General features: G+C 64.0%; 18 protein-coding genes. 14 read left to right on the top strand and 4 right to left on the bottom strand.

Annotated features, from left to right (window positions below; all coding sequences use genetic code 11):
• Positions 1-9 precede the first annotated feature (9 nt).
• From C7G41_RS10810 to C7G41_RS10795, 4 genes are all read left to right on the top strand, one after another.
• Positions 10-585 (top strand): HdeD family acid-resistance protein, encoded by a 576-nt coding sequence (locus C7G41_RS10810; RefSeq protein ID WP_199198339.1) that lies wholly within the window; start codon positions 10-12, stop codon positions 583-585.
• Positions 586-698: 113 nt separating this feature from the next.
• Positions 699-1,907: an ABC transporter substrate-binding protein gene (locus C7G41_RS10805; RefSeq protein ID WP_106942544.1), complete on the top strand. Its 1,209-nt coding sequence runs from the start codon at positions 699-701 to the stop codon at positions 1,905-1,907.
• Between the two features lie 225 nt (positions 1,908-2,132).
• A complete protein-coding gene (locus C7G41_RS10800) occupies positions 2,133-3,347 on the top strand; it encodes an acyl-CoA dehydrogenase family protein (protein ID WP_106942543.1) in 1,215 nt (404 codons plus the stop codon).
• 355 nt (positions 3,348-3,702) lie between these two features.
• On the top strand, positions 3,703-4,194 hold the full coding sequence (locus tag C7G41_RS10795; RefSeq protein ID WP_106942542.1) for a septal ring lytic transglycosylase RlpA family protein: 492 nt from the start codon (positions 3,703-3,705) through the stop codon (positions 4,192-4,194).
• A 104-nt stretch (positions 4,195-4,298) separates the two neighbouring features.
• Here the strand turns inward: C7G41_RS10795 and C7G41_RS10790 are convergent, their stop codons facing one another.
• The 3 genes from C7G41_RS10790 to C7G41_RS10770 form a co-directional block, all read right to left on the bottom strand.
• A complete protein-coding gene (locus C7G41_RS10790; protein WP_373681109.1) occupies positions 4,299-6,269 on the bottom strand; it encodes an AI-2E family transporter in 1,971 nt (656 codons plus the stop codon).
• An 875-nt stretch (positions 6,270-7,144) separates the two neighbouring features.
• The gene (locus tag C7G41_RS10780) at positions 7,145-7,459 is read right to left on the bottom strand and encodes a hypothetical protein (RefSeq protein WP_106942540.1); all 315 of its coding nucleotides are present in this window, start codon (positions 7,457-7,459) and stop codon (positions 7,145-7,147) included.
• Positions 7,460-8,119: 660 nt separating this feature from the next.
• On the bottom strand, positions 8,120-9,859 hold the full coding sequence (locus tag C7G41_RS10770) for a methyl-accepting chemotaxis protein (RefSeq protein ID WP_106942538.1): 1,740 nt from the start codon (positions 9,857-9,859) through the stop codon (positions 8,120-8,122).
• A 217-nt stretch (positions 9,860-10,076) separates the two neighbouring features.
• Here C7G41_RS10770 and C7G41_RS10765 point away from each other — a divergent pair, with 217 nt between their 5' ends.
• The 4 genes from C7G41_RS10765 to C7G41_RS10750 all read left to right on the top strand — a co-directional run bounded on the left by C7G41_RS10765 (position 10,077) and on the right by C7G41_RS10750 (position 16,560).
• On the top strand, positions 10,077-11,459 hold the full coding sequence (locus tag C7G41_RS10765; protein WP_106942537.1) for an ethanolamine ammonia-lyase subunit EutB: 1,383 nt from the start codon (positions 10,077-10,079) through the stop codon (positions 11,457-11,459).
• A gap of 148 nt (positions 11,460-11,607) precedes the next feature.
• Entirely contained in the window at positions 11,608-13,194 is a 1,587-nt protein-coding gene (locus C7G41_RS10760; protein ID WP_106942920.1) for a B12-binding domain-containing radical SAM protein, read from the top strand.
• Between the two features lie 6 nt (positions 13,195-13,200).
• The gene (gene eutC / locus C7G41_RS10755; protein WP_106942536.1) at positions 13,201-13,986 is read left to right on the top strand and encodes an ethanolamine ammonia-lyase subunit EutC; all 786 of its coding nucleotides are present in this window, start codon (positions 13,201-13,203) and stop codon (positions 13,984-13,986) included.
• A 207-nt stretch (positions 13,987-14,193) separates the two neighbouring features.
• Positions 14,194-16,560: an RND family transporter gene (locus C7G41_RS10750; RefSeq protein ID WP_106942535.1), complete on the top strand. Its 2,367-nt coding sequence runs from the start codon at positions 14,194-14,196 to the stop codon at positions 16,558-16,560.
• Positions 16,561-16,683: 123 nt separating this feature from the next.
• Here the strand turns inward: C7G41_RS10750 and C7G41_RS10745 are convergent, their stop codons facing one another.
• Positions 16,684-17,181: a hypothetical protein gene (locus tag C7G41_RS10745; RefSeq protein WP_106942534.1), complete on the bottom strand. Its 498-nt coding sequence runs from the start codon at positions 17,179-17,181 to the stop codon at positions 16,684-16,686.
• Positions 17,182-17,640: 459 nt separating this feature from the next.
• Between C7G41_RS10745 and C7G41_RS37735 the strand changes: the two genes are divergently transcribed.
• The 6 genes from C7G41_RS37735 to C7G41_RS10710 all read left to right on the top strand — a co-directional run bounded on the left by C7G41_RS37735 (position 17,641) and on the right by C7G41_RS10710 (position 23,825).
• Positions 17,641-17,874, top strand: coding sequence for a hypothetical protein (locus tag C7G41_RS37735; protein ID WP_199198299.1), 234 nt, complete (start codon positions 17,641-17,643; stop codon positions 17,872-17,874).
• A 194-nt stretch (positions 17,875-18,068) separates the two neighbouring features.
• The gene (hpnC, locus tag C7G41_RS10730; RefSeq protein WP_199198298.1) at positions 18,069-18,953 is read left to right on the top strand and encodes a squalene synthase HpnC; all 885 of its coding nucleotides are present in this window, start codon (positions 18,069-18,071) and stop codon (positions 18,951-18,953) included.
• Positions 18,943-19,782 (top strand): presqualene diphosphate synthase HpnD, encoded by an 840-nt coding sequence (gene hpnD, locus C7G41_RS10725; RefSeq protein ID WP_106942530.1) that lies wholly within the window; start codon positions 18,943-18,945, stop codon positions 19,780-19,782. The genes hpnC and hpnD overlap by 11 nt, the downstream gene beginning before the upstream one ends.
• Positions 19,782-21,038, top strand: coding sequence for a hydroxysqualene dehydroxylase HpnE (hpnE, locus tag C7G41_RS10720; protein ID WP_106942529.1), 1,257 nt, complete (start codon positions 19,782-19,784; stop codon positions 21,036-21,038). The genes hpnD and hpnE overlap by 1 nt, the downstream gene beginning before the upstream one ends.
• A gap of 73 nt (positions 21,039-21,111) precedes the next feature.
• Positions 21,112-23,079, top strand: coding sequence for a squalene--hopene cyclase (shc, locus tag C7G41_RS10715; protein WP_106942528.1), 1,968 nt, complete (start codon positions 21,112-21,114; stop codon positions 23,077-23,079).
• Positions 23,076-23,825 (top strand): phosphorylase, encoded by a 750-nt coding sequence (locus tag C7G41_RS10710; RefSeq protein ID WP_027516857.1) that lies wholly within the window; start codon positions 23,076-23,078, stop codon positions 23,823-23,825. The genes shc and C7G41_RS10710 overlap by 4 nt, the downstream gene beginning before the upstream one ends.
• Positions 23,826-23,956 lie beyond the last annotated feature (131 nt).

Genomic DNA, 23,956 nt, shown 5'->3' with positions numbered 1-23,956 from the left:
GTGGCCATCATGACAAATGCCTCGGATATCTCCCATCCTTCCAGCCTGGGCTCCGGCATCGCGGCCTTGCATGGCAAATGGGGATGGATCGTCGCTCTCGGCGTGGTCTATCTCATTGCCGGATTCGTCGCGCTCGGCAGCGTGGTCATGGCAACGGTGGCGAGCGTGCTCGTGGTTGGCGCCATGATGATCATCGCAGGCGCGGCCGAAATCATCGGTGCATTTCAGATGAAGAGCTGGGGCAAGTTCGTGATCTGGGCCTTGCTCGGCGTCCTCTATGTCATCGCGGGCTTTCTCACCTTCGAGAACCCGCTGTTTGCTGCAGTTTTGCTGACTCTGTTCCTGGGTGCCTCGCTGCTCGCCTCCGGCGCCGTCCGGCTGTTTCTCGCTTTCAGCATGAAACGTGAAAGTCCGTGGGTCTGGGTGGCGCTCTCGGGCGCCATCACGTTGTTGCTCGGTCTGCTGATCGTAGCGCGTTGGCCGGTGAACAGCGTCTACATCCTCGGCCTGTTCCTCGGCATTGACCTGATCATGGCGGGTGCGGGTTGGGTCTCCTTGGGCTTCAGCTTGCGGCAACGCCACTAACCGATCAGCAACTCGACGCAAGACCGTCTTGTGGAACTCCGCTGATCTGACGTGCTGGCAAAAAGCAGCACGTCGCGCCTTGCGAGTCGTGGCGATCATCACCGGGAGAAACCATGAAAGCCGCTTTGGTCCTGGCTGCAGCGCTGGCTGCCTGCCTGTCCACGCCTGTCTCCGCGCAAAAATCCTACGGTCCCGGCGTCAGCGACACCGAGATCAAGATCGGCAACACCATGCCCTATAGCGGCCCCGCATCGCCGCTCGGCATCACCGGCAGGGTGATCTCGGCCTATTTCGACGACGTCAACGAGAAGGGCGGGATCAACGGCCGCAAGCTCAATCTCCTGTCGCTCGACGACGCCTTCTCGCCGCCGAAGACCATGGAAGCGGCGCGGCGGCTGGTCGAGGGCGACGGCGTCGCGTTCATCTTCGCGACCATGGGCACCGCGCCGAGCTCGGCGATCGCGAAATACCTCAACAGCAACAAGGTGCCGCAGCTGTTTCTGATCAGCTCCGCCTCGAAGTGGAACGACCCCGCCAACATGCCGTGGTCGATGGCGCTGCCGTGGGCGCCGAACTACACCAGCGAGGCCGCCATCGACGTCGCCTATGCCCGCGCCAAGAACCCGAATGCGCGCTTCGCGGTGCTCTATCAGAACGACGATGCCGGCAAGGAATATCTGCGCGGCGTCAAGGAGGCACTTGGTGCCGACGCCGACAAGGCGATCGCGATGGCGTCGAGCTTCGAGGTCGCCGACCCCACTGTCGATTCCCAGGTGCTGACGCTCGCCAACACCAAGGCCGACGTGTTCATGATCTATTCGGTGACGCCGCGCGCCTGCGCCCAGGCGATCCGGAAAGCCCACGAGGTCGGCTGGCAGGCGACGCGCTTCCTCGCCTCGGGCTGCGCCAACAAGGCCACCGTGATGGTCCCGGCCGGCCTCGATGCCGGCAAGGGCGTGCTCTCGCTCGGTTCGCTCAAGCCGTTCGTCGAGGCGCCGAAGGACGATCCGGCGATGACGGCCTATATCGATTTCATGAAGAAGCGCCTGCCCAATGCCGACGTCAACAACGTCGCGGGTCTCTACGGCTACACCGTCGCCGAGGCATTGGTGGTCTTGCTGAAGCAGTGCAAGGACAATCTGACGCGCGAGAACATCATGGCGCAGGCGGCCAATTTGAAAAACGTGCCGCTGTCGCTGCTGATGCCCGGCATCACGCTCAACACCACGCCGCAGGATTTTCGCCCGATCAAGGACGGCTATATGCTCCAGTTCAACGGCAACGACTGGATCGTCGCGAGCGAGCTGCTGCGCGGCACGTGATGGCAAGCCGGCTATCGCGGTTGACGATGGCGCATCCTTCGAGACGCCCGCTTTCGCGGGCTCCTCAGGATGAGGGCGGAATGCGTAGCGGCAGGTTCAACCGGGCGAACGCCGCTTAGCCTCACCCTGAGGAGACCGCGCAGCGGTCGTCTCGAAGGGCGAGGCGTGCGCTCCACCTACCACGGAAGACGAAGTGCGATCACCCTCGGCGAACAGGAGACCGCTATGGACTTTCACCACTCCGAACGTTCGCTGGAGCTGCAGGAACGCGTCCGCCGATTCATGCGGACGCATGTCGAGCCGGTCGAGGAGCTCTATTACGAGCAGGTGAAGCCGGAAGCGACGCGCTACAAGACGCCGCAGGTCCTTCAGGACCTGAAGCGGCTGGCGCGCGAGCAGGGGCTCTGGAACCTGTTCCTCTCCGGTGAGCACGGTCCGGGCCTCAGCAATCTCGAATATGCGCCGGTGAAGGAGATCATGGGCCGCATCCTCTGGGCGCCCGAGGTCTTCAATTGCTCCGCGCCCGATGTCGGCAATATGGAGGTGCTGGCGAATTACGGCACGCCCGCACAGCAGGAGCGCTGGCTGAAGCCGCTCCTGGAGGGGCGCATCCGCTCCGGCTTCTCGATGACGGAGCCGCAGGTCGCCTCCAGCGATGCCACCAACATTCAATGCGAGATCAGGCGCGACGGCGGCGACTACGTCATCAACGGCCGCAAATGGTTCACCTCCGGCGCGATGAACGAGGATTGCGAAATCCTGATCGTGATGGGCAAGACCGCGCCCGACGATCCCGACCGCCACCGCCAGCAATCCATGATCCTGGTGCCGAGAGCGACGCCCGGCGTGCGCATCGTCCGCGACATGCTCACTTACGGATATGACGACGCCCCGGTCGGCCATCCCGAGATCGTCTACGAGAACGTTCGCGTGCCCGCCGAGAACATCCTGCTCGGCGAGGGCCGCGGTTTCGAAATTGCGCAAGGCCGACTCGGTCCCGGCCGCATCCATCATTGCATGCGGCTGATCGGCTGCGCCCAGCGCGCGCTGGAATTGATGTGCCAGCGCGCGGTCTCCCGCACGGCCTTCGGCAAGCCGCTCGCAGAGCAGGGCTCGGTGCGCGAGGACATCGCGCACTCATTCTGCGAGATCGCACAGGCGCGCTTGCTCACGTTGCAAGCCGCCGACAGGATGGACCGCGAAGGCAACAAGGCCGCGCGCGACCTGATCGCGGCCGCCAAGATCGTGGTGCCCAGCATGGCCGCCCGCGTTATCGACCGCGCCATCCAGATCCACGGCGCCGCCGGCGTCTCGCAGGACACCTTCCTCGCGCGTGCCTACGTCTACGCCCGCTTCATCCGCATCGGCGACGGGCCGGATCAGGTGCATCTGGCAGCGGTAGGGAAGGAGCTGATCAAGCGCGGCGGGGTGATGGCTTAGGGACGATCTCTCCTTTCCTTTTCTGCTTGAGGAAGAAGGGGGCTACGGCGGCCGCCGCAGCGTCGCTGCGATGATCGCTTCTGCGAACAACAACTCCGATGAGAATGAAAACAAGGTCAGCCAGGCGAGCGCACCGATTATCCTGATTGGTGGCGCTGTGAGAGTCATGTCGCGCTATTTCGCCGCGGCTCTCGTCGTCATGCTGTTGACGCAATGTCTGTCTTAGACGGCGGCAACTAAACACCGTGCCGGAGCCATTGCGGTTCCGACAACGGTTCCGGGGCCAGGGGTTGGCTCGACTCGCAAAACGATTTGCGGCATCGGAACCGATCAATCGAAGATCACAGGAGATATAATGGTGTTCCGCTCGAGCGCCGCAATTTGCGGCGCCGTGATTACGCTTGCCGTTTCCGTTCCTATTGCGCGATGTGAAGCTGGTGGGGCTGACTCAAGCGCTGCCGACAATGCCGCTTCCGGGGAAGCGATCGTTGGCGGGGCATCCATGTACAATCCGTTCAAGCCAGGCAAGGAGGAGGGCGGCCCGAAGACGGCTTCCGGCGAGCGCTATGACCCCTCGGTGTGGTCGGCCGCCATCAAGACGAGTTTGCGCAAGAAATTCGGTGGGGTCCAATTTGGCGCGAAGCCGAAATACGCCCTCGTCGAGGCCGTCGGCAAGAAGGTCATCGTCAGGATAAATGACGTGGGACCGCTGAGGCCTGGCCGCATCATCGACTTCAATGAGCGGACGATGCGCCATTTCGATCCGAGCCTGGAGCGCGGGGTCATTCCTGATGTCAAAGTTCGGCCGCTTGCCGGCGGCGATTGGACGCCCGGACCTGTTGGCTGAACCGTCGCATCAGAAGGTCGCGCAGCAAGCGCTCAGCGGGCTGCTTTCCGAAAGCCGACAGGGTGTGCTGCGCCTGCAGCAGCCGTGTCTATGCATACGGACTATCAAGCGGCCGTGATCTTCGAGATCTGGCCTTCGGCTCCTGTGCCAAGGGAGTCCACACCCGTCGCCTCTATGCAGAGTTTAAGCGCCCCGCCCAGAGTTGCAGCAGCCAGATCCGCCTTGGCGCCTTCCCGCAGGCTTTCCAGCGCCGCCGGGTCGATGTCCTTCATCCAGCAACCCAGAATGATTGTAGCCTTCGGCAATTTACGGCGAAGCCGTCGCACCGAGTAACGCATATGGGCGGGGCTGCTTGCATCCATATAGACGAGGCAGACAATGGCGACCCCGGCGGTCTCCAGCCGGAAGATATTCGCCGTCGATAGCGCTTCCGCTGCCTCGACTCTGGCCGACAAGCCATGCGCGCCGGTCAGTTGAGCCAGCATGATCGCAGCGGCTTCGTCGATCGGATTTCGCCCGGCCACGCAGAGGACGGGATGTTCGCCTTGCCATTCAGCGGGCAAGTCCTCCTTGCGGAGCACCCGCAGACTCTCATAAGGCGCGTCCTCAGCCACGCCCTCTATGGCAGATGTAGCTTCGACATCTGTGGTCGGGTTGACCTTCGGCGGCTGACGCTCATCCTGTTCCGAAATGTTGTTGGCAAATTCCTGGACCGCATCCCTGATTTTGGTCAGACGGTCGGGATCCAGAGCGCCGCGGTCAGCATCCGCTTGAGCCAGCTGCAGTCCTCGCAGGGCGACTTCGTCGTAATAGGAGCTGAGAGATCGCTCCTTCAAGAACTCCTCGGCTTTGGCAGATGCTTCGGTCGGATCGCCGGCGAGCATCCGTTGATAGAATATCTCGGGCGGAGAGAGCGCTGGTCGGTCTCCAAACATGACGTCCAGGAATTCCAGGCGCTCGACATGGCGGCCCAGTACAACCAGACACACCGTCAGGGGTGTTGCCAGAACGAGGCCGATCGGACCCCAGAGCGCCGTCCAGAACGTCGCAGAAGCCACAACGGCCACTGGCGACAGTCCGGTGCTGTGTCCATAGACCATCGGCTCCAGCACATGGCCGACGACGGGCTCCACCACCACGAACAGCGCGATCGTCCACAGCAGCATCGTCCAGGTTGGATCGACCGCGACCGCGAGAGCGAGAGGAAAGGCGGCGGCGATGACCGCCCCGATGTAAGGCACGAAGCGCAGCACTGCTGCCAGAATACCCCACAGGATCGCGCTTGGAACGCCGATCAGCCAGAGACCCATTCCGATGATGATGCCGAAGCCCCCGTTCACGAGAAGCTGGATAAGGAAAAGCCGGCTGAGGCGGCTCGCCGCGTCATCAAGGGCAGCCGTGGTGCGCTGCAGGTCATCCGAACCGGCCAGCCTGATCAGACGATTACGAAGATCCTCGCGCTGAAGCAGAATGAAGATCACGAATATGACGATGATCCCGGTCGTTGCGAGCGGATGAAGCAACGGTGAAATCAGCGTTTGCAAGCTCTCCAGCGCGCCGGGATCGGGCTGAAGCACTTCCACAGGAACGGGTTTCGGCGGGGTCGCTTTCGGAGCTGCTGTGGTCCCCAACGAATTCGCGGCCTCCTTCGGCTTGTCGAGCTCCTTGCTGAGGTCCTTCAACATGCTGGAAGCCCGCTCGAGCGTGCCTCGACCGGCGGTGGTCTCACGGAAGGATTGGATCTTCTCGCTTATTGTGGACTGATATCGCGGCAAATCGCCGGCCAGCTGCGCGAGTTGGGTAGCGAGGAGACTGCCCATCGCAAATATGAATGCGAAGGCGATCACGACCACGCTCACCACCGCCAAACTGCGTGGAATGCGCAGACGCTGAACCAGTCGAACCAGGGGCGCCAGCACGAAGCTGAGCAAGACGGCCAGCGCTATGGGAATAATGATCTCGCGACCATAATACAGCACCATGATAATGAGCGCGGCGAGAATGGCCATCGCCACGGCGCTCAACAGGGAAATCAGTTCTTCCGGTGTTCGTGCTTTGAATGGCTGCCTGATCACAGCTCCTCGCTAGGCCGGGAAAAGCGGCGAGTTTGTTGACGTCCAGTGAGTTCGGACGGCACATCTTTGGGAAGGTCGTCCAGTCTTAACATGACGCAACCTGTCGAAGTCGATGCATCCCCGACGGCTACGCAATCGTTGCCGTGGGCATCTGGAGCGGAGACGATGTTGCGCCGGCGGAAAGCATTGAATCAGGAGCGCCAAGCCGCGTTGAGGATGAACAAGCCACGCCGGGTTTCGTTCCTAGCGCCGCTCCAGGAGCGCGGTATGGCGCCCCACTTGGGCTCGCTATAGCGACTCAGCGTGTGATCTTTCCGGCATGTTTTCCGCCGAAAAGCCTGAGCATTTGGGCCGCGTTTTCGAGGATCGTTGCCTCCTGCATCGCTTCCGCGCGCTGCTCTCCAGCTGGCAAGTTGCGAGCTTTGTCCAAGGCATCCGTCGCCCTGATGTCCAACTCGCCCGTTAGCGACGATCGAGTTCGTTGGATAGGATCCAGCGAAATGTCGACCTGAGCTGACGGCGCCGGTTCGTCGAGGCGAACTACCATTGAACGAGCAACGCAGCGACGACCAGCAGTACAAGTACGACCGGTAGCAGCGCCGGGTGCACCAGCCATTCGCGAACACTGAACCTGGATATACTTGACATATTGACCGCCTCTTGTCGGCGGGAGCACGCTGCTCTCAGTCACCGATAACAGCCGAGGGGCGCGCGGTGATATCCGGGATATGGTGCTTCGCCCGCAGAATAGCGAGGGGAAAGCAACTATTTCCAGGGCAGCCCGGGCGATCGCAACGTCCCGATCAAGCCAGATGGTGGCGACAGCAAAAAGCCGCGGATTGCTCCGCGGCTTTTGCATTCACAGGATGCGTATCTCAGTAGCGGTCAGTGCCGATCCCGACGCTCACGCCGGGAGCGCGGAAGCCGATGCCGCTGCGCTCTTCATAGCCGCGCCGCTCGATGTAGCGCTCGCGAGGCGCATATCCGTAGGAATCGCGCCCATCGCGGATGATAACATGGCGCTCGCTGCGCTCGCGCCAGCAACGACCGTTTTCGTTGCAGACCATGCGGACGTTTTGAACGTTGCTGTCCGGGGTGGCGGACAGGTTGGGAGACAGCGGGGCTGCGGAAGCAGCGGTCACGAGAAGGGTGGTTGCTGCGGCCGTCAGAGCGGCTGTTAAAAATTTCATGGTGTTTCTCCAAAATGTGATGCGTCAATGAGGCAATAGACTGGGAACCCAATGGTTCCATGGCTGGACATATATCGTCAGCTGCCGCCCCTCAGTGCGCAGACATCCCCGTGCCCGAAACACGGATCAACTCGCCATGATTGGCGATCATGACTTGGGAGATGGGATTGCGGAGAGAGTCTTCGCGCGGTCTCTGTGAAGATCGGCTTCGAGATCCTGGACGATGTCGTGGAGTAGCACGGCGGCAAGCGGATCAGTCACCTCTCGCTCCAACGCCTTGTAGCACGAGATCCTTACCTCTTGTTCGTCGGATTGGCCCTCTGTTGACATGCTGTAATCCCTCCACCTAACCGACGCAGAGGTGGCTGGATAGTTTCGCTAAAATTTCCGGATCATTGTCTATGGGTCATCAAGCGATGAGAGGCGGCCTCAGCCAGCCTTCGGCTTCCTACGATCCGCCGGCCCAGCGCGGAAAGCTCCAACATTGACATCATGCCCCTGTTTTGCCCGACGGAGCAAATAGATTCGTAAAATCCGCAGAATATCGCGTCAATGGCCAAGCCGTTGAAATCGCTGTCCCCGGCTACTGTGCATGGGGTTGTTTTCGCGTTTTTTGATGGAGCGACCCCACCACCGGCTCTGTTGGCGATGGACGCGCCGTCATCCGGCCTTGGCGATACGGCTGTCCGCCGCGCCCGAGCGCAGGTTCTGGAAGAACTTCTCCACCTCGCGCGACAGCGTCTCCGCCGTCTCGGTCACGCTGCTCGCAGCCCTTAGCACCGAGGAGGCCGCAGTATCGGTCTCGCCGATGGCGTCGCGGAGCGAGCTGATGTTGGCGACGAGGGTCTCGTTGCCTTGGGCGGCCGATTGCGCGTTGGACGAGATCTCGCGCGTGGCGGCGTCCTGCTGGCCGATGGCGCCGGCGATCGCCGAGGTGACGTCGTTGATCTCGCGGACCGCGCCGCCGATCTCGCGGACGGCGTCGACCGCGTTGCGGGTGGAGGACTGGATCATCGAGACGTTTTCGCTGATGTCGGCGGTCGCCTTCGCGGTCTGCCCCGCGAGAGCCTTGACTTCGTGTGCGACGACGGCAAAGCCACGGCCGGCATCGCCCGCGCGCGCGGCCTCGATGGTGGCATTGAGCGCGAGCAGATTGGTCTGCTCGGCGATCGCCTGGATCAGGCTGAGCACGCCGTCGATGCGTTGCGTGGCGGCCGCCAGGCTCTCGATCTCGGCAATCGATTTCTCGGTGCGCTGGCCGGTCTGCTCGACTGCGCTGGCGGATTGCCGCACCTGCCGGCCGATCTCCACCACCGACGCAGACAGCTCCTCGGCCGCGCCTGCCACCGCCGTGACGTTGTGCGAGGCCTGCTCGGTGGCGTTCGCCGCCGTGCCGGCGCGGCTGCTCGCGTCCGCGGTGACGCGGGTGATGGTCTGCGCGGTCTCGCGCATGACGGAGGCGTTGTCGCTGAGGCCGCGCATGATCGCGCCGATCGCCTCGCGAAACGCGTCGACAGATTGTTCGATGTGGCGGGCGCGCTCCTCGCGCGCGGCGGAGTCCTGCGAGACCTGCGAGGCGAGGTTGCGGTTACGCCCCATCGCGTCCTGGAAGATCTGGATCGCGCGTGCCAGTGCGCCGATCTCGTCGGCTCGGTCAGAGTGCGGCACCACGACGTTCTCGGCGCCGTCAGCGACCTGCTTGATGGTCGCGGTGATGGCGGAGAGGGGGCGTGCGATCGAGCGGGCGATGATGACGATGCCGATCACGACGAGGGCGAGCGCCACGCCGCCGAGGCAGGTCAGGACGAAGGACAGGATGCGATTGGTCTCGGTCTCGTGCGCGATTTGCCTCGCGCGCTCGGCATAGACCTTGGACAGCGCCTCGAGATCCTTGTTCAGCGCCGAGCGCACGGCGCGGTTGGCGTCGTTGTCGCCCCATTCGCGGCCCGCGGCCGCATTGATCTCGACGCCGCGGCGCACCAATTCCTTGCGAAACTCGACGAACTGCTCGATGCGCTTCTTGAAGGTGGCGAACTGCTCGGCATCGTCAGCCTTGACGATGGTCTCCCAGCGCTTCACGACGTCGAGGATCTGGGCGTTGAACTTGAGCAGGCCCTCGCCGTATTTCTTCACCACGGCCGGCTCGGTCGACATGTAGACGCCGCGCGATTCCATCACGACCGCATAGACCAGCGAGTTGACCCGCTCGACGTTCAGCGCGGCGGCGTTCGCGGTCTCGATCGCGCTCGTCAGGTCGGCGCCGCGGCGGCTGTTGTAGTCGGACAGCATCGCGATCGCCGCGGTGAGCAGCGCGAACAGCGCGAAGATGGCGTAGAGCTTGTTGGCAAGCGTAAAGCGGCCGGCGAGGCCGGTGGCATTCCCAGGTCGGTCAGTTGTCATGGTTTTCAGGGGCCCGAATGGCCGGGAGCGGCCGGAGAGCGCGGTCGTGCAAATTATTGCAAAACTATGCAGAATGAAGATGGACGCGGCGTTAACGCCGAGTTTGGCCTCCTTCCCTCGGCCGAAAGAAAGGTAGATATTTCAGCGTCTTGATCTGAAGGTATAGTCTTGGATCGCCCTGGAGTCGGTCGCTGGCCGACGAACCCCGGAGAGACGCTTGGTCTACCGCCACACCATCGACGCCACGACCTACACGTTCCCGGATTTGCGCGACCTGCTCGCCAAAGCGACCCCGCCGCGCTCCGGCGACCGGCTGGCCGGGATCGCCGCCGCCAGTGCCGAACAGATGATCGCGGCGCGGATGGCGCTGGCCGATGTCCCGCTCGGGCAATTCTTGCAGGAAGCCGTCATCCCCTATGAGGCCGACGAGGTCACCCGCCTCGTCATCGACAGCCACGACGCAAAAGCCTTCGCGCCGGTGGCTTCGCTGACGGTCGGTGCCTTTCGCGACTGGCTGCTGTCGGATGCCGCGACGCCCGAAATCTTGCGCAAGCTGGCAGGCGGCATCACCCCGGAGATGGCAGCCGCGGTGTCGAAGCTGATGCGTAACCAGGATTTGATCCTGGCGGCACGGAAATGCGAGATCACCACCGCTTTCCGCAACACCATCGGCCTGAAGGGCCGGATGAGCACCCGGCTCCAGCCCAACCATCCCTTCGACGATGCCAGGGGCATCACCGCCTCCATCCTCGACGGCATCCTGCTCGGCGCGGGCGATGCCTGCATCGGCATCAACCCGGCGAGCGACGACCCGGCCGTGATCGGCCAACTGCTGCGGCTGCTCGACGAGGTCATTGCGCGGCTGAATATCCCGACCCAGGGCTGCGTGCTGACTCATGTCACCACGACGCTGTCGCTGATCGGGCAGGGCGCGCCGGTCGATCTAGTCTTCCAGTCGGTCGCCGGCACCGAGGCCGCCAACCGTAGTTTTGGCATCGACCTCGCGCTTCTGAAAGAGGCGCAAGAGGCCGGGCTGTCGCAGAGGCGCGGCACGGTCGGCCAGAACGTGATGTATTTCGAGACCGGGCAGGGCTCGGCGCTATCGGCCAATGCCCATCACGGCGTCGACCAGCAGACCTGCGAGGCGCGCGCCTATGCGGTGGCCCGCGCCTTTGCGCCCCTCCTGGTCAACAGCGTGGTCGGCTTCATCGGCCCGGAATATCTCTACGATGGCAAGGAAATCATCCGGGCCGGGTTGGAGGATCACTTTTGCGGCAAGCTGCTCGGCCTGCCGCTTGGCATCGACATCTGCTATACCAACCACGCCGAGGCGGACCAGGACGACATGGACAATCTGCTGACGCTGCTGGCGGCTGCCGGCGTCACCTTCATCATGGGCGTTCCCGGCGCCGATGACGTCATGCTGAACTATCAGTCCACGTCTTTTCACGACGCGCTCTATGTCCGCGACGTCTTCGGACTGCGCCGTGCGCCGGAGTTCGACGACTGGCTGGTGCGGTCCGGGATTGCGGGCGCTGACTTCCGGCTTGCCGGCGATGCAGGCCTGCTGCCCGATTTTGCCTCACGGCTAATCGCGTGACGCGGCGGAAGCACCCGGCGGCTCGAGGAAACCATTGATGCCTCCGGGAATTAAGCTCATGCCACAATATTGAGAAATTCCGGCGACAGCATTACGCTATCTGTCTGGCAATTTCCGCAGCTAAGTCGAGCGTGGCGGGGGAGCTTTGATGCGAGCTGAAAGTAACGGTACGTCTCGGCGGATTCTGTGCGTGTTTCCGCGATACACATCGTCGTTCGGGACGTTCGAGCATTCCTACCCCCTGACCGATGGCGTCCGCGCCTTCATGCCGCCACAGGGGCTTTTGCTGCTCGCCGCCTATCTTCCGAGGGAATGGCAGGTCAAATTCGTCGACGAGAACCTTCGCCGCACGACAAGGGAAGAGTTCGAATGGGCGGAGGCGGTCTTCGTCAGCGGCATGCACATCCAGCGCCAGCAGATGAACGACATCTGCCGCCGCGCCCACGAGTTCGATCTGCCGGTCGCGCTCGGCGGTCCCTCCGTCAGCGCCTGCCCGGACTACTACCCGTCCTTCGACTATCTCCATGTCGGCGAGCTGGGCGATGCCACCAACCAGCTGATCGAGATCCTGTCGCGCGATATCTCGCGTCCCGAGACCCAGGTGGTGCTGACCACCAAGGACCGTGTGCCGATGACGGAGTTTCCGATCCCGGCCTACGAACTCGCCGACGTGAAGAGATACATGCTCGGCAGCATCCAGTATTCCAGCGGCTGTCCCTATCAGTGCGAGTTCTGCGACATCCCCGGCCTCTACGGCCGCAACCCGCGCCTCAAATCGCCCGAGCAGATCATCGCCGAGCTCGACCGCCTGCGCGAATGCGGCATGACCGACACGGTCTATTTCGTCGACGACAATTTCATCGGCAACCGCAAGGCGGCGATGGACCTCCTGCCGCATCTGATCGAATGGCAGAAGCGGACCGGCTATGTGGTGCGGCTCGCCTGCGAGGCGACGCTCAACATCGCCAAGCGGCCTGAGATCCTCGAGAAGATGCGCGAGGCCTACTTCATCACGATCTTTTGCGGCATCGAGACACCCGATCCCGACGCGCTGAAGGCGATGCAGAAGGACCACAACATGATGGTCCCGATCCTGGAGGGCGTGCGCACCATCAACTCCTACGGCATGGAGGTGGTGTCCGGCATCATCATGGGGCTCGACACCGACAAGCCGAACACCGCCGAGGCGCTGCTCGCCTTTGTCGAGGAATCGCGCATTCCGCTGTTGACCATCAACCTGCTCCAGGCGCTGCCGAAGACGCCGCTGTGGGACCGGCTGGAGCGGGAAGGGCGCCTGGTCGAGGACGACGGCCGCGATTCCAATGTCAACTTCCTGTTGCCCTACGACGACGTCGTCGCATCCTGGAAGCACACCATGGGCGTCGCCTACGAGCCCGAGAGGGTTTTCGCGCGCTTCCAGTATCAATGCGACCACGTTTACGTGCACCGCCTGACGATGCCGACGCCGGACGAGATGAAGACCTGGGCCAACATCAGGCGCGGCCTCGTCATGCTACGGAACATCTTCTGGAAGGTCGGCGTGCTCGGCGACTACAAGAGCGTGTTCTGGAAGTTCGCGCTGGGCCGCATCAAGCGCGGCGATCTCGAAGGCCTGATCGGCTGCACCCTGATCGCGCACCATCTCATCACCTTTGCGCGGGCAGCATCCAGCGGCCAGCAGAACGCCTCGAACTATTCGATCCGGCTACGCGAGGCCTCCGTTCCCGCCGAATGATGCGACATGTCTGATCCGGTCACCCCGCGTCGTCCGACCCTCGACCTGCGGTCGCTCACGCCCGCGCGAGTCGCGCTCGGGCGCAGCGGCGCGAGCCTGCCGACGCGGGCGCTGCTCGATTTCACGCTGGACCACGCCCGCGCCCGCGATGCCGTGCATGCCGTCTTCGATGCGCCGCGGCTGGTCGCGGATCTCCGCGCACTTGGCCTCGTCGTCACCGAGGCGAACAGCCAGGCGGTCGACCGCAGGGACTATCTGCGGCGGCCTGACCTGGGCAGACGGCTCGATGTCGGATCAGTCGAGGCTCTGGCGCGGAGCGCGCCGGAGCCGTGCCAGCTCGCGGTCGTGATTGGCGATGGGCTGTCGGCGGCGGCGGTCCACGCCCATGCGGTCGCGCTGGTGATGCGCCTGCTGCCGCTGCTCGCAGCCGACGATGGTGTCGCGATCGGCCATGTCGTCGTCGCCTCAGGCGCGCGCGTCGCGCTCGGCGACGAGATCGGCGCCATTCTCGGCGCGCGCATGGTCGTGACGCTGATCGGCGAGCGGCCGGGCCTGTCGGCGCCCGACAGTCTCGGCGCCTATCTGACTTTCGCACCGAAGCCGGGCCGGACCGATGCCGAGCGCAATTGCGTGTCGAACATCCACAAGGCCGGGTTGAGCTATGACGAGGCTGCCTTCAAGATCGCCTGGCTGGTCCGCGAGGGGCTCGCGCGGGAAGTGAGCGGTGTGGCGCTGAAGGACGAGAGCGCGGACCGCGCGCCGCGTCGAATTGGCACGGCTTTGCCCGAATGAAGGGGCATTGCGGCAAAATCTCCACATCTTGATCGATTCAGCCACACTCCGCCTGCTTGCGAGAAGGGTGATTGACCTGCTAAACCCCTCGCGGCGATTTTCTGCGCATTTTCAAAGGGCAAGCCTCCCATTGGTATGGCGTTTTCAAGCCGTTCGCGGGGCGCGACAAGCTCACAGACCCGAGCCGATTTAGGAACTGGACAAGGCATGCTCGAAAAGCACAGCGAGAGTGAGGTTCATGTCGACAAGGTCGAGCAGGGACCTGCGTCCTCGATCGCCTTCGGGCTGGAGCGTATCGGGCTGATCGCAGTCCGGGCGCCCATCGTCTCCTGCATCGTTTTGGTCGTGCTGATCGTCGGCGCCGTGTTCGGTATTCACCGGATCAAGATCGACGATTCGCTGTCGCAGCTGTTCCGGTCCAACACGCCGGAATTCCGCCAGTACGAAGCGGTGACCAAGAAGTTCCCGGCCGAGGAATTCGACGTCCTCGTCGTGGTCGAAGGCAAGACCCTGCTGGCGCGGAACAACCTCGAGAAGCTGCGCGACTTCGTCACCGACATGCAGCTGGTGGAAGGTACGCGCGGACTGGTCTCGCTGTTCTCCGCGCGTCAGGCGCCGGCGCCGGGCAAGCTTCCCGCCGCGCTGTTCCCGCCCGAGCTGCCCGAGGGCGAGGCCTACAACAAGTTCATCGAGGGCGTCAAAGCCAACGAGATCATCCGCGGCAAGCTGTTGTCCGAGGACGGCACGCTGGCGCTGATCGTGCTGTCGCTCGATCCGGAGGTGGTCGCCTCCAATAAGCTGACCAAGACCGTCGCCGAGATCCGCGCGCTGATGAAGGAAGACCTTGGCGACACCGGCCTCAATGTGCAGCTTTCCGGCGTGCCGGTGATGCAGCTCGAGATCCGCAATGCGGTCGAGCGCGACGGGCTCACCTACAACATCCTCGGCATTCTCGCCGGCTGTGTCATCGCCATCATCTTCTTCCGCAAGATCTCGTTCATGGTGGCGGCGGCGTTCCCGCCGATGATCGCGATCCTGCTGGCGCTCGGCGCGCTCGGCTGGGCCAATTTCAATCTCAACATGTTCCTGAACGTGATGACGCCGCTCATCATGGTCATCAGCTTTTCGGACTCGATGCAGCTCACCTTCGCCGCGCGCGACCGGCTGATCGCGGGCCAGGACAAGTTCACCGCGTTCAAGAACGCGGTGCTGGTGGTGGGACCGGCCTGCGTGCTGACGCACGGCACCGCCGGCATTTCCTTCATCGCGCTCCAGTTCTCCGACTCCGATCTGATCCGCAAGTTCGGCGAGGCGGGTCTCGCCGCCACCATCATCGCGCTAGTCGCGGTGTTGTCGCTGGTGCCGGTGTTCGGCGTGCTGTTGGTGCGCAACGAAAAGGTCTTTGCGACCAAGTTCCAGAGCGCGGATGCCGGCGTGCAGGCGCTGCGTAATTTCTGCTACTGGATCGCGGTGCGCATGGTGGGCCGCCCCGGCCTGTTCAGCCTGATCGCCGTGGTGTTCGTGGCGGGCCTCGGCGTCATCTACGCCAATCTGGAGCCGCGCTACCGACTCGCCGACCAGGTGCCGGACAAGCGCCAGGCGGTCGCCGCCAGCGACCGGCTCGACGCCAAGCTCACCGGCGCCAACCCGGTCAACGTTCTGATCCAGTTCCCCAAGGGTGAATCGCTCTATTCGCCGGAGACGCTGCAGACCATCGCGGACGTGCACGCGACGGTGGAGAAGGCGGCCGGTGTCGGCAATGTCTGGTCGGTCGAGACCCTGCGCCGCTGGCTCGCGGACAAGGCCGGCAGCGCCGACGTCGCGACGCTCAAGGAATATGTCAGCGTCATTCCGGAGCATCTGGTGCGCCGATTCATCGATGCCGAGCAGGACGCCGTCGTGGTCGCAGGCCGCGTGCCGGACAAGGATTCCAGCCAGCTCCTGCCGATCGTCGACAAGCTTGATTCCGAGCTCGACGCCGTCCGCAAGAAGCATCCCGGCTATGAAGTGGCGGTCACGGGTCTTGCCGCGATTGCCGCGCGCAACTCGGCCGGCATGATCGAGAAGCTCAACCGCGGGCTTACCGTCGAATTCGCGCTGGTCGCGATCTTCATCGGCCTTGCCTTCCGTTCCTGGGTGGTGATGTTCGCCTGCATCCTGCCGGGCATCTTCCCCGTCGTGATGTCGGGAACGGTGCTGTGGGCGATGGGCGAGGGGCTGCAATTCGCCAGCGTCGTGGCTCTGACCGTTTCGTTTGGCCTGGGCTTAAGCGCCACCATCCACTTCCTCAACCGCCTCAGGCTGGAGAGCAAGCCGGGCGTCGGCTCGGCGCTCGCGGTGGAGCGCGCGACCGTGCTGGTCGGCCCGGCATTGATCCTGACCACGCTGGTGCTGGCCTGCGGTCTCGTCGTCACGGTGTTCTCCGACCTGCCGTCGCTGCGGCTGTTCGGCTGGCTCAGCGCCTTCTCGATGGTGATGGCGCTCGTCGCCGACCTCTTCATCCTGCGGCCGACGGCGATGTGGCTGATCAATCTGCACGCCAAGCTTCAGGGCACGGACAAGCCGGCGATCTGAGCGGCTGCATCCATCGGACATGGAATCGGCGCGGTCCGGGCGACTGCGCCGCGTCTCCGAAAAAACAACAAAGCCCCGGTTCGCGAGAACCGGGGCTTGCTGCTTTCGAAGCGGTAAGAGCTGTCAGCCCTTCGTCATCGTGATGTTGACGCCGCGAATCTCGCCCTTGGATGAGATCTGCACCGTCTGCTTGGTGCCGTTGGTGCGCAGCGACAAATTAGCGGCAAAGCCGTTGGCCTCGACGAACACCTCGATCTGGCCGCCGCCGGCGGTGCCCTGCAGATTGCCGAAGATGTTGCGGTTGGTCTCGCTCCAATTGCCGGAGATGCGCTCGCCCTGGCTGGTCACGTCGCTGGTGAGGTCGAACTTGTAGCTGTCGGACGCGCAGTGCAGCGCCTGCTTGAGGCTGAGACCGGTGCCGGCAACCTTGTAGTCCGCCTTGCAGCGAATGCGCTCGGTGGAGCCGTCGGACAGCGATACCGTACCCGTGCCGGTCCACGCGCCCTCAAAACCTGCAAACGGTCCGGACGACTGAGCCTGACTTGCCGAAACCGAAAAGAGCAGCACAGCGCCGATGCCGGCCGCCTTGATTGCCAGTTCAGATCGTCCAAAGAATTTCATCTCAAAATATCCCGTTTTGGAACGACGTCCGCGTATCACGAAGAACGTCTCGCCACATCGAAGGTTTAGTGTTCCGAGCCTGTGTCAGGTTCAATGGCCGGCCGCCCACATGTCGGCATCGCGAAGCGCACTTGCCATGATTGGCCTCCGGATTCTCTGCGTTTCGGCATGTTTCTGGCGCCCGAGGCGGGATGGAGAGATGCAGCTCTGCAACAGGTGCGCAGCAAAACGCGGCGTGCCTGGATTATGACGTAGTATCAGTCTCTTACATTTGCCAGAGAAGGCGCAGGGAAGACCTGATTTGGTGGACGCGGCGCCAATTTGGCCGCATTTGCCAGTGCTTGTGCCTTCTCCGAGGCCGCTACTCCCGCGGCGACTTGCCATCAGAACAATCCTTCCGGTCGTCGCCCTGTGCTGTCCGGGATCGGTGCGATTCTGCCGTCAGAATGAAGGAATACAATGCGTAAGCTTCTCGTCGCTCTCACCTTGCTGTCGGCCTCCCTCTCGACCACAGCGTTCGCCCAGCAAGGGCGCGGCACGGACGCCGAGCAGAAGGCCTGCTCGCGCGATGTGCAGAAGCTCTGCCGTCCGGTCATTGACCAGGGCGATTTCACCATCCTGGCCTGCCTCAAGGAGAACCGGGCCAAGATCTCTCAGGCCTGTGACCAGGTCCTGAAGAACCACAACCAGTAAGCTCGGCCACTGGCCCACAAAAGGCGGCCTCCGGGGCCGCCTTTTCGGACCTGATCCGCAAAGGGCAGCCATCGAGAGACAGGATTGGTTTTGCGGCCGTATTCCCCTATATGGGGGCCGCGGCGGCATTGCCCGCACGGGCTAGCGCGAGCCAAAAAGCCCTTCCTGTCCAAACGATTGTAGACCAGCCCTCGATGACCTCTGCGAGCGAATTGCGATCCGGCAAGGGTGAGCGCGACGAGAATTTTCCCGTCGCGTCCTGGATCATTCATCCGCGTCATCGCGCGCTGATCCTGGCGTATTACAATTTCGTCCGCACCGCCGACGACATCGCCGACCACGCGACGCTGCCGCCGGACGAGAAGCTCGCTTATCTCGACCTGCTCGAGGCGGAATTGCTCGGCAGGGGCGATACCCAGGCCGAGGCCGTCAGCTTGCGGCACGCACTGGCCGAACGCGGCATGGCGCCGCGCCACGCGCTCGACGTGCTCATCGCGTTCCGTATGGACGTGACCAAGTTGCGCTACGAGAATTGGGACGAGGTCATCCATTATTGCCGCTACTCGGCGATGCCGGTAGGCCGCTTCATGCTCGACGTCCATGGTGAGAGCACCGCGACCTGGGCCGCGTCGGATGCGCTCTGCGCGGCGCTGCAGATCAACAACCACCTTCAGGATTGCGGCAAGGATTTCCGCGAGCTCAACCGCGTCTATCTGCCGCGCGATGCGCTGGCCGCGAGTGGCGCCTCGGTCGAGCAGCTCGGACTGGCGCAGTCGCCGCCGGCGATGCTGGCCTGCCTTCAGGCTCTCGCCGTGCGCAACGAAGCGCTGCTCGAGGAGGGCAGGTCGCTAGCTGCGGAGATCCGGGATTTCCGCCTCGGCGTCGAGGTCTCGGTGATCCAGGCCTATGCCGACCGCATCGTGCGCCTGTTGAAGGTGCGCGATCCCCTGCGCGAGCGCGTGCACCTGAACAAGTTCGAGCTCCTCACCTTCAGCCTCGCCGGCATGATCGGCGAAGTGGGCCGCCGCGCGGTCGGACGCAAGGCCATTTCCAGACCGGGGACTGCACATGACGCTTGAGGCGGCCTCGCCCGGCGCCAATTATGGCTCGACCGCATCCGGCAGTTCGTTCTACGCCGCGATGCGCATCCTGCCGCACGACCAGCGCGAAGCGATGTTCCAGATCTACAGCTTCTGCCGTCAGGTCGACGACATCGCCGATTCCGATGGTCCGCGCGACGAGCGGCTCGCCGCGCTTCAGGCGTGGCGCAACGACATCGACGCGCTCTACCAGGGCAATCCGCCGCCGCGGCTGAAGGACTACCTCGCCTCGGTGAAGACCTTCGGCCTCAAGCGCGAGGATTTCCTCGCGATTGTCGACGGCATGGAGATGGACGTGCCGCAGGACATCCGCGCGCCCGACATGGCGACGCTGGATCTCTATTGCGATCGCGTCGCGAGTGCCGTGGGGCGGCTGTCGGTTCGGGTCTTCGGCCTGCCGGAAGCAGACGGCATCGAGCTCGCTCATCATCTCGGCCGCGCGCTCCAGCTCACCAACATCCTGCGCGACATCGACGAGGACGCAGGCCTCGGCCGGCTCTATCTGCCGCGCGAAGCGCTGCTGCATGCCGGCATCACCTCCAACGATCCGGACCGCGTGATCGTCGAACGCGCGCTGTCGAAGGTCTGCCTGCCGCTGGCGCAGCGTGCAAAGCTGTATTTCGAGAAGTCGGACGAGATCATGAACCGCAACCGGCGCCGCGCGGTGCGCGCGCCGCGGATGATGTCGAAATACTATCACGCCATTCTGGACCTCCTGATCGCGCGCGGGTTCAACGCGCCGCGCGAGCCGGTGCGTGTGTCGAAGATCACACGCATCGCCATCCTGCTCCGTTACGCTCTCATCTGATGCAGAAAACAGCTCACATCATCGGTGCTGGAATCTCCGGCCTCTCCGCCGCCGTGCGGCTTGCCAATGCCGGCTTCAAGATCGCCGTGCACGAGGCGACGCAGCAGGCCGGCGGCCGCTGCCGTTCCTATTTCGACGGCGCCACCAATCTCACCATCGACAACGGCAACCATTTGCTGCTGTCCGGCAACAGCCATGCGCGCGCCTATGCGCGCTCGATCGGCACCGAGGCGGGCCTCGTCGGTCCGGAGCGCGCGCAGTTTCCCTTCGTCGACCTCACGACCGGGCAGCGCTGGCAGATCGATCTCGGTGACGGCCGCCTGCCGACCTGGGTGCTCGACGAGAGCCGCCGCGTCCCCGACACCGGGTTGACCGATTATCTGAAGCTGGCGCCGCTGATCTGGGCCTCGGAACAGACGCTGGTCGGCAAGTCCATTCCCTGCGAGGGCGTTCTCTATCAGCGCCTGGTGCAGCCGCTGCTGCTCGCGGCGCTCAACGTCGATCCTCCCGAAGGCTCGGCGGGGCTTGCCGGCGCGATCGTCCGCGAGACGCTGCTCGCCGGCGGGCAGGCCTGCCGTCCCCTGATCGCGCGCGACGGGCTCAGCGCGGTGCTGATCGAGCCTGCCGTGACGTTCTTGCAGGAGCGCGGGCACAGCGTTCAACTCGGCCATGAGCTGCGCTCGTTTGCGACCCATGACGGGAAGGTCGGCGCGCTGAATTTCGGCGGCGAGGATGTGATCCAGATCGGTGCGGGCGACGTCGTCGTGATGGCGGTGCCGCCACGCGCTGCCTCCAACCTGCTGCCGGGCCTGAAGACGCCGACCGAATTCCGCGCCATCGTGAATGCGCATTTCCGCGTCGAGCCGCCGGCGGGATCGGCGCCGATCCTCGGCGTGATCGGCGGCGTCGTGGAATGGCTGTTTGCGTTCCCGAACCGGCTGTCCGTCACCATCAGCAACGGCGACCGTCTGGTCGACATGCCGCGCGAGGAACTCGCACGAGCGATCTGGAACGACGTCTGCAAGGCGGGCGGTGTTTCCGGCGAGCTGCCCCCCTGGCAGATTGTGCGCGAGCGCCGTGCCACATTTGCGGCGACGCCGGCGCAGAATGCCCTGCGTCCAGGGCCGGTCACTGCGCTGAAAAACCTGTTTCTTGCAGGCGATTGGACTGCTACGGGATTGCCTGCAACCATCGAGGGATCGGTCCGATCCGGTGATCGCGCCGCCGATCTGGTTCTGGCCGCCAAGGGATACTGACAGGCGGCCCTGACGGGCATTTGTCCCGGTCAATTTCGGCCAATTCAATCGACTATCGGAGCAATCGAGCGAGATGGATTCCGTGAACGCGACCAGCCGCGAAGCCCAAGAATTCAGGAGCTTGGAATCGAGCATTGCGTCGGCCACCGAAGGCGTCCTCGGCTTCCAGCAATCCGACGGCCATTGGGTGTTCGAGCTCGAGGCCGATTGCACGATTCCGGCCGAATACGTCCTGCTGCGCCACTATCTCGCCGAGCCGGTCGATGCCGTGCTCGAAGCCAAGATCGCCAATTATCTTCGACGCGTGCAGGGCGCCCATGGCGGCTGGCCGCTGGTGCATGACGGCGAGTTCGACATGAGCGCTAGCGTCAAGGCGTATTTCGCGCTGAAGATGATCGGGGATTCCGTCGACGCGCCGCACATGGTGCGTGCGCGCGAGGCGATCCATTCCCGCGGCGGCGCCATTCACAGCAACGTCTTCACGCGCTTCATGCTTGCGATGTTTGGCGTCGTGACCTGGCGCGCGGTACCGGTGCTGCCGATCGAGATCGTGCTGCTGCCGTTCTGGTCGCCGTTCCACATCAACAAGATCTCCTACTGGGCGCGCACCACCATGGTGCCGCTGATGGTCATCGCCGCGCTGAAGCCGCGGGCGAAGAATCCCAAGGGCGTCGGCATCGACGAGCTGTTCCTGCAGGACCCGCGCTCGATCGGCATGACCGCCAAGGCGCCGCACCAGAGCATGGCCTGGTTCGTGCTGTTCCGCGCGCTCGACGGCATTTTGCGCGTGGTCGAGCCGATGTTTCCCAAAAGCCTGCGCAAGCGCGCCATCGACGCCGCGCTCGCCTTCACCGAGGAGCGGCTGAACGGCGAGGACGGCATGGGCGCGATCTATCCGCCGATGGCCAACATCGTCATGATGTACGACGCGCTCGGCAAGAATGAGAGTTATCCGCCGCGCGCCATCACGCGCCGGGGTATCGACAAGCTGCTCGTGATCAAGGACGACGAAGCCTATTGCCAGCCCTGCGTCTCGCCGGTGTGGGACACGACTCTGACCGCCCACGCACTGCTCGAAGCCGGCGGTGACAGAGCGGTGCCTGCGGCCAAGCAGGGTCTCGACTGGCTGATCCCGAAGCAGGAGCTCGAGGTGAAGGGCGACTGGGCGGTGAAGCGGCCCGACGTGCGCCCGGGCGGCTGGGCCTTCCAGTACAACAATGCCCATTATCCCGATCTCGACGACACCGCGGTGGTCGTGATGTCGATGGACCGGATGCGCCGGGAGCACGGTGCGACCGGCTATGACGCCGCGATCGACCGTGCCCGGGAGTGGATCGAGGGCATGCAGAGCGACGACGGCGGCTGGGCCGCCTTCGATGTCAACAACCTCGAATATTATCTGAACAATATCCCGTTCTCGGACCATGGCGCGCTGCTCGATCCACCGACCGAGGACGTCACCGCGCGCTGCATCTCGATGCTGGCCCAGCTCGGCGAGACCGCGAAGACCAGCAAGCACGTCGCGGACGGGATCGCCTACCTCCGCAAGACCCAGCACCCCGAAGGGTCCTGGTACGGCCGCTGGGGCATGAACTTCATCTATGGAACCTGGTCGGTGCTGTGCGCCCTCAACATGGCCGGCGTCCGCCATGACGATCCGATGATGCGCAAGGCGACCGGCTGGCTGGCCTCGATCCAGAACCAGGACGGCGGCTGGGGCGAGGATGCCGTCAGCTACCGGCTGGACTACCGGGGCTGGGAGGCTGCCCCCTCGACCGCCTCGCAAACGGCATGGGCCTTGCTTGCCTTGATGGCTGCTGGCGAGGTTGATCACCCGGCCGTCGCCCGCGGGGTGGAGTACCTGATTGCAACACAGAACGAAAAAGGACTGTGGGACGAACAGCGGTACACCGCCACAGGCTTTCCCCGTGTATTCTATCTACGGTACCATGGTTATCCGAAGTTCTTCCCGCTGTGGGCGTTGGCGCGGTATCGGAACTTGCGGAACACCAATAGCAGGGTGGTAGGGGTCGGAATGTGACTTTGGGGACGGGGGACTATCTTACCGCGGGTCAAACCGTTGATCCGAGGCCGATATTGATCGTGACTGGACTGGTCCAGGAGGCCCGCATCGCGGCCGGGCCGGGCATGGCCGTCATTTGTTCGTCGAGCAGCCCCACCCAGTTGCGGGCGCTGCTGACGGTGCTGGATCCCGAGACGATTCGCGGCGTGATCTCCTTTGGCGTGGCCGGCGGGCTCGACCCGACGCTGCGCTCCGGCGACGTGGTGCTGGCGACCGAGGTGCTCGCGGGCGATACCCGCTGGGCCGCTGGCCTCTCGCTCGGCGACGACCTGATCGATCGCCTGACGTCCGGGCGCCGCCGCGTGGTGCGCGGCAGCCTCGCCGGTGCCGAAGAAGTGGTCACGGGGCGCTCCTGCAAGGCGGCGCTGCATTCGGAGACGGGAGCAGCCGCCGTCGACATGGAAAGCCATATCGCAGCCGCCTACGCCGCCGAGGCCGGCTTGCCGTTCGCCGCGGTCCGCGTCATCAGCGATCCCGCCCATCGCGCGCTGCCGGCGCTCGCCCGCGCCGCCATCAAGCCGAACGGCCAGATCGACGTGCTGGCCGTGCTGCGCGGCATCGCGCGCAATCCGACCGCGCTGCATGGACTGGTCTCGACCGGCCTCGACTTCAACCGCGCGCTGCGCTCCTTGCGCGGCTGCCGCGACTTCCTGATCGGCACCGAGATCGTGGAGAGCGAAGCGCTGGTCTCCGAGGCGGCCTGAGCGGGGTCGTCGATCTGACAAAACAAAAGGCCCGATCGCCAATGGCGACCGGGCCTTTTTTGTTTCGGAGGTGCGTAGCTCGGATGGAGCGGAGCGAGATCCAGGGTCTTCAACGCGGAGGGACCGTCCCG

The sequence above is a fragment of the Bradyrhizobium sp. MOS002 genome, assembly GCF_003020115.1.
GTDB lineage: Bacteria > Pseudomonadota > Alphaproteobacteria > Rhizobiales > Xanthobacteraceae > Bradyrhizobium.
This window is presented reverse-complemented; position numbering and strand designations above follow the sequence as displayed.

Bases quoted from the DNA above. Each gene is read 5' to 3' on its own strand.
- C7G41_RS10810 (WP_199198339.1), top strand. From the start codon at position 10: ATGACAAATGCCTCGGATATCTCCCATCCTTCCAGCCTGGGCTCCGGC.
- C7G41_RS10805 (WP_106942544.1), top strand. From the start codon at position 699: ATGAAAGCCGCTTTGGTCCTGGCTGCAGCGCTGGCTGCCTGCCTGTCC.
- C7G41_RS10800 (WP_106942543.1), top strand. From the start codon at position 2,133: ATGGACTTTCACCACTCCGAACGTTCGCTGGAGCTGCAGGAACGCGTC.
- C7G41_RS10795 (WP_106942542.1), top strand. From the start codon at position 3,703: ATGGTGTTCCGCTCGAGCGCCGCAATTTGCGGCGCCGTGATTACGCTT.
- C7G41_RS10780 (WP_106942540.1), bottom strand. From the start codon at position 7,459: ATGAAATTTTTAACAGCCGCTCTGACGGCCGCAGCAACCACCCTTCTC.
- C7G41_RS10770 (WP_106942538.1), bottom strand. From the start codon at position 9,859: ATGACAACTGACCGACCTGGGAATGCCACCGGCCTCGCCGGCCGCTTT.
- C7G41_RS10760 (WP_106942920.1), top strand. From the start codon at position 11,608: ATGCGAGCTGAAAGTAACGGTACGTCTCGGCGGATTCTGTGCGTGTTT.
- eutC (WP_106942536.1), top strand. From the start codon at position 13,201: ATGTCTGATCCGGTCACCCCGCGTCGTCCGACCCTCGACCTGCGGTCG.
- C7G41_RS10750 (WP_106942535.1), top strand. From the start codon at position 14,194: ATGCTCGAAAAGCACAGCGAGAGTGAGGTTCATGTCGACAAGGTCGAG.
- C7G41_RS10745 (WP_106942534.1), bottom strand. From the start codon at position 17,181: ATGAAATTCTTTGGACGATCTGAACTGGCAATCAAGGCGGCCGGCATC.
- C7G41_RS37735 (WP_199198299.1), top strand. From the start codon at position 17,641: ATGCGTAAGCTTCTCGTCGCTCTCACCTTGCTGTCGGCCTCCCTCTCG.
- hpnC (WP_199198298.1), top strand. From the start codon at position 18,069: ATGACCTCTGCGAGCGAATTGCGATCCGGCAAGGGTGAGCGCGACGAG.
- hpnD (WP_106942530.1), top strand. From the start codon at position 18,943: ATGACGCTTGAGGCGGCCTCGCCCGGCGCCAATTATGGCTCGACCGCA.
- hpnE (WP_106942529.1), top strand. From the start codon at position 19,782: ATGCAGAAAACAGCTCACATCATCGGTGCTGGAATCTCCGGCCTCTCC.
- shc (WP_106942528.1), top strand. From the start codon at position 21,112: ATGGATTCCGTGAACGCGACCAGCCGCGAAGCCCAAGAATTCAGGAGC.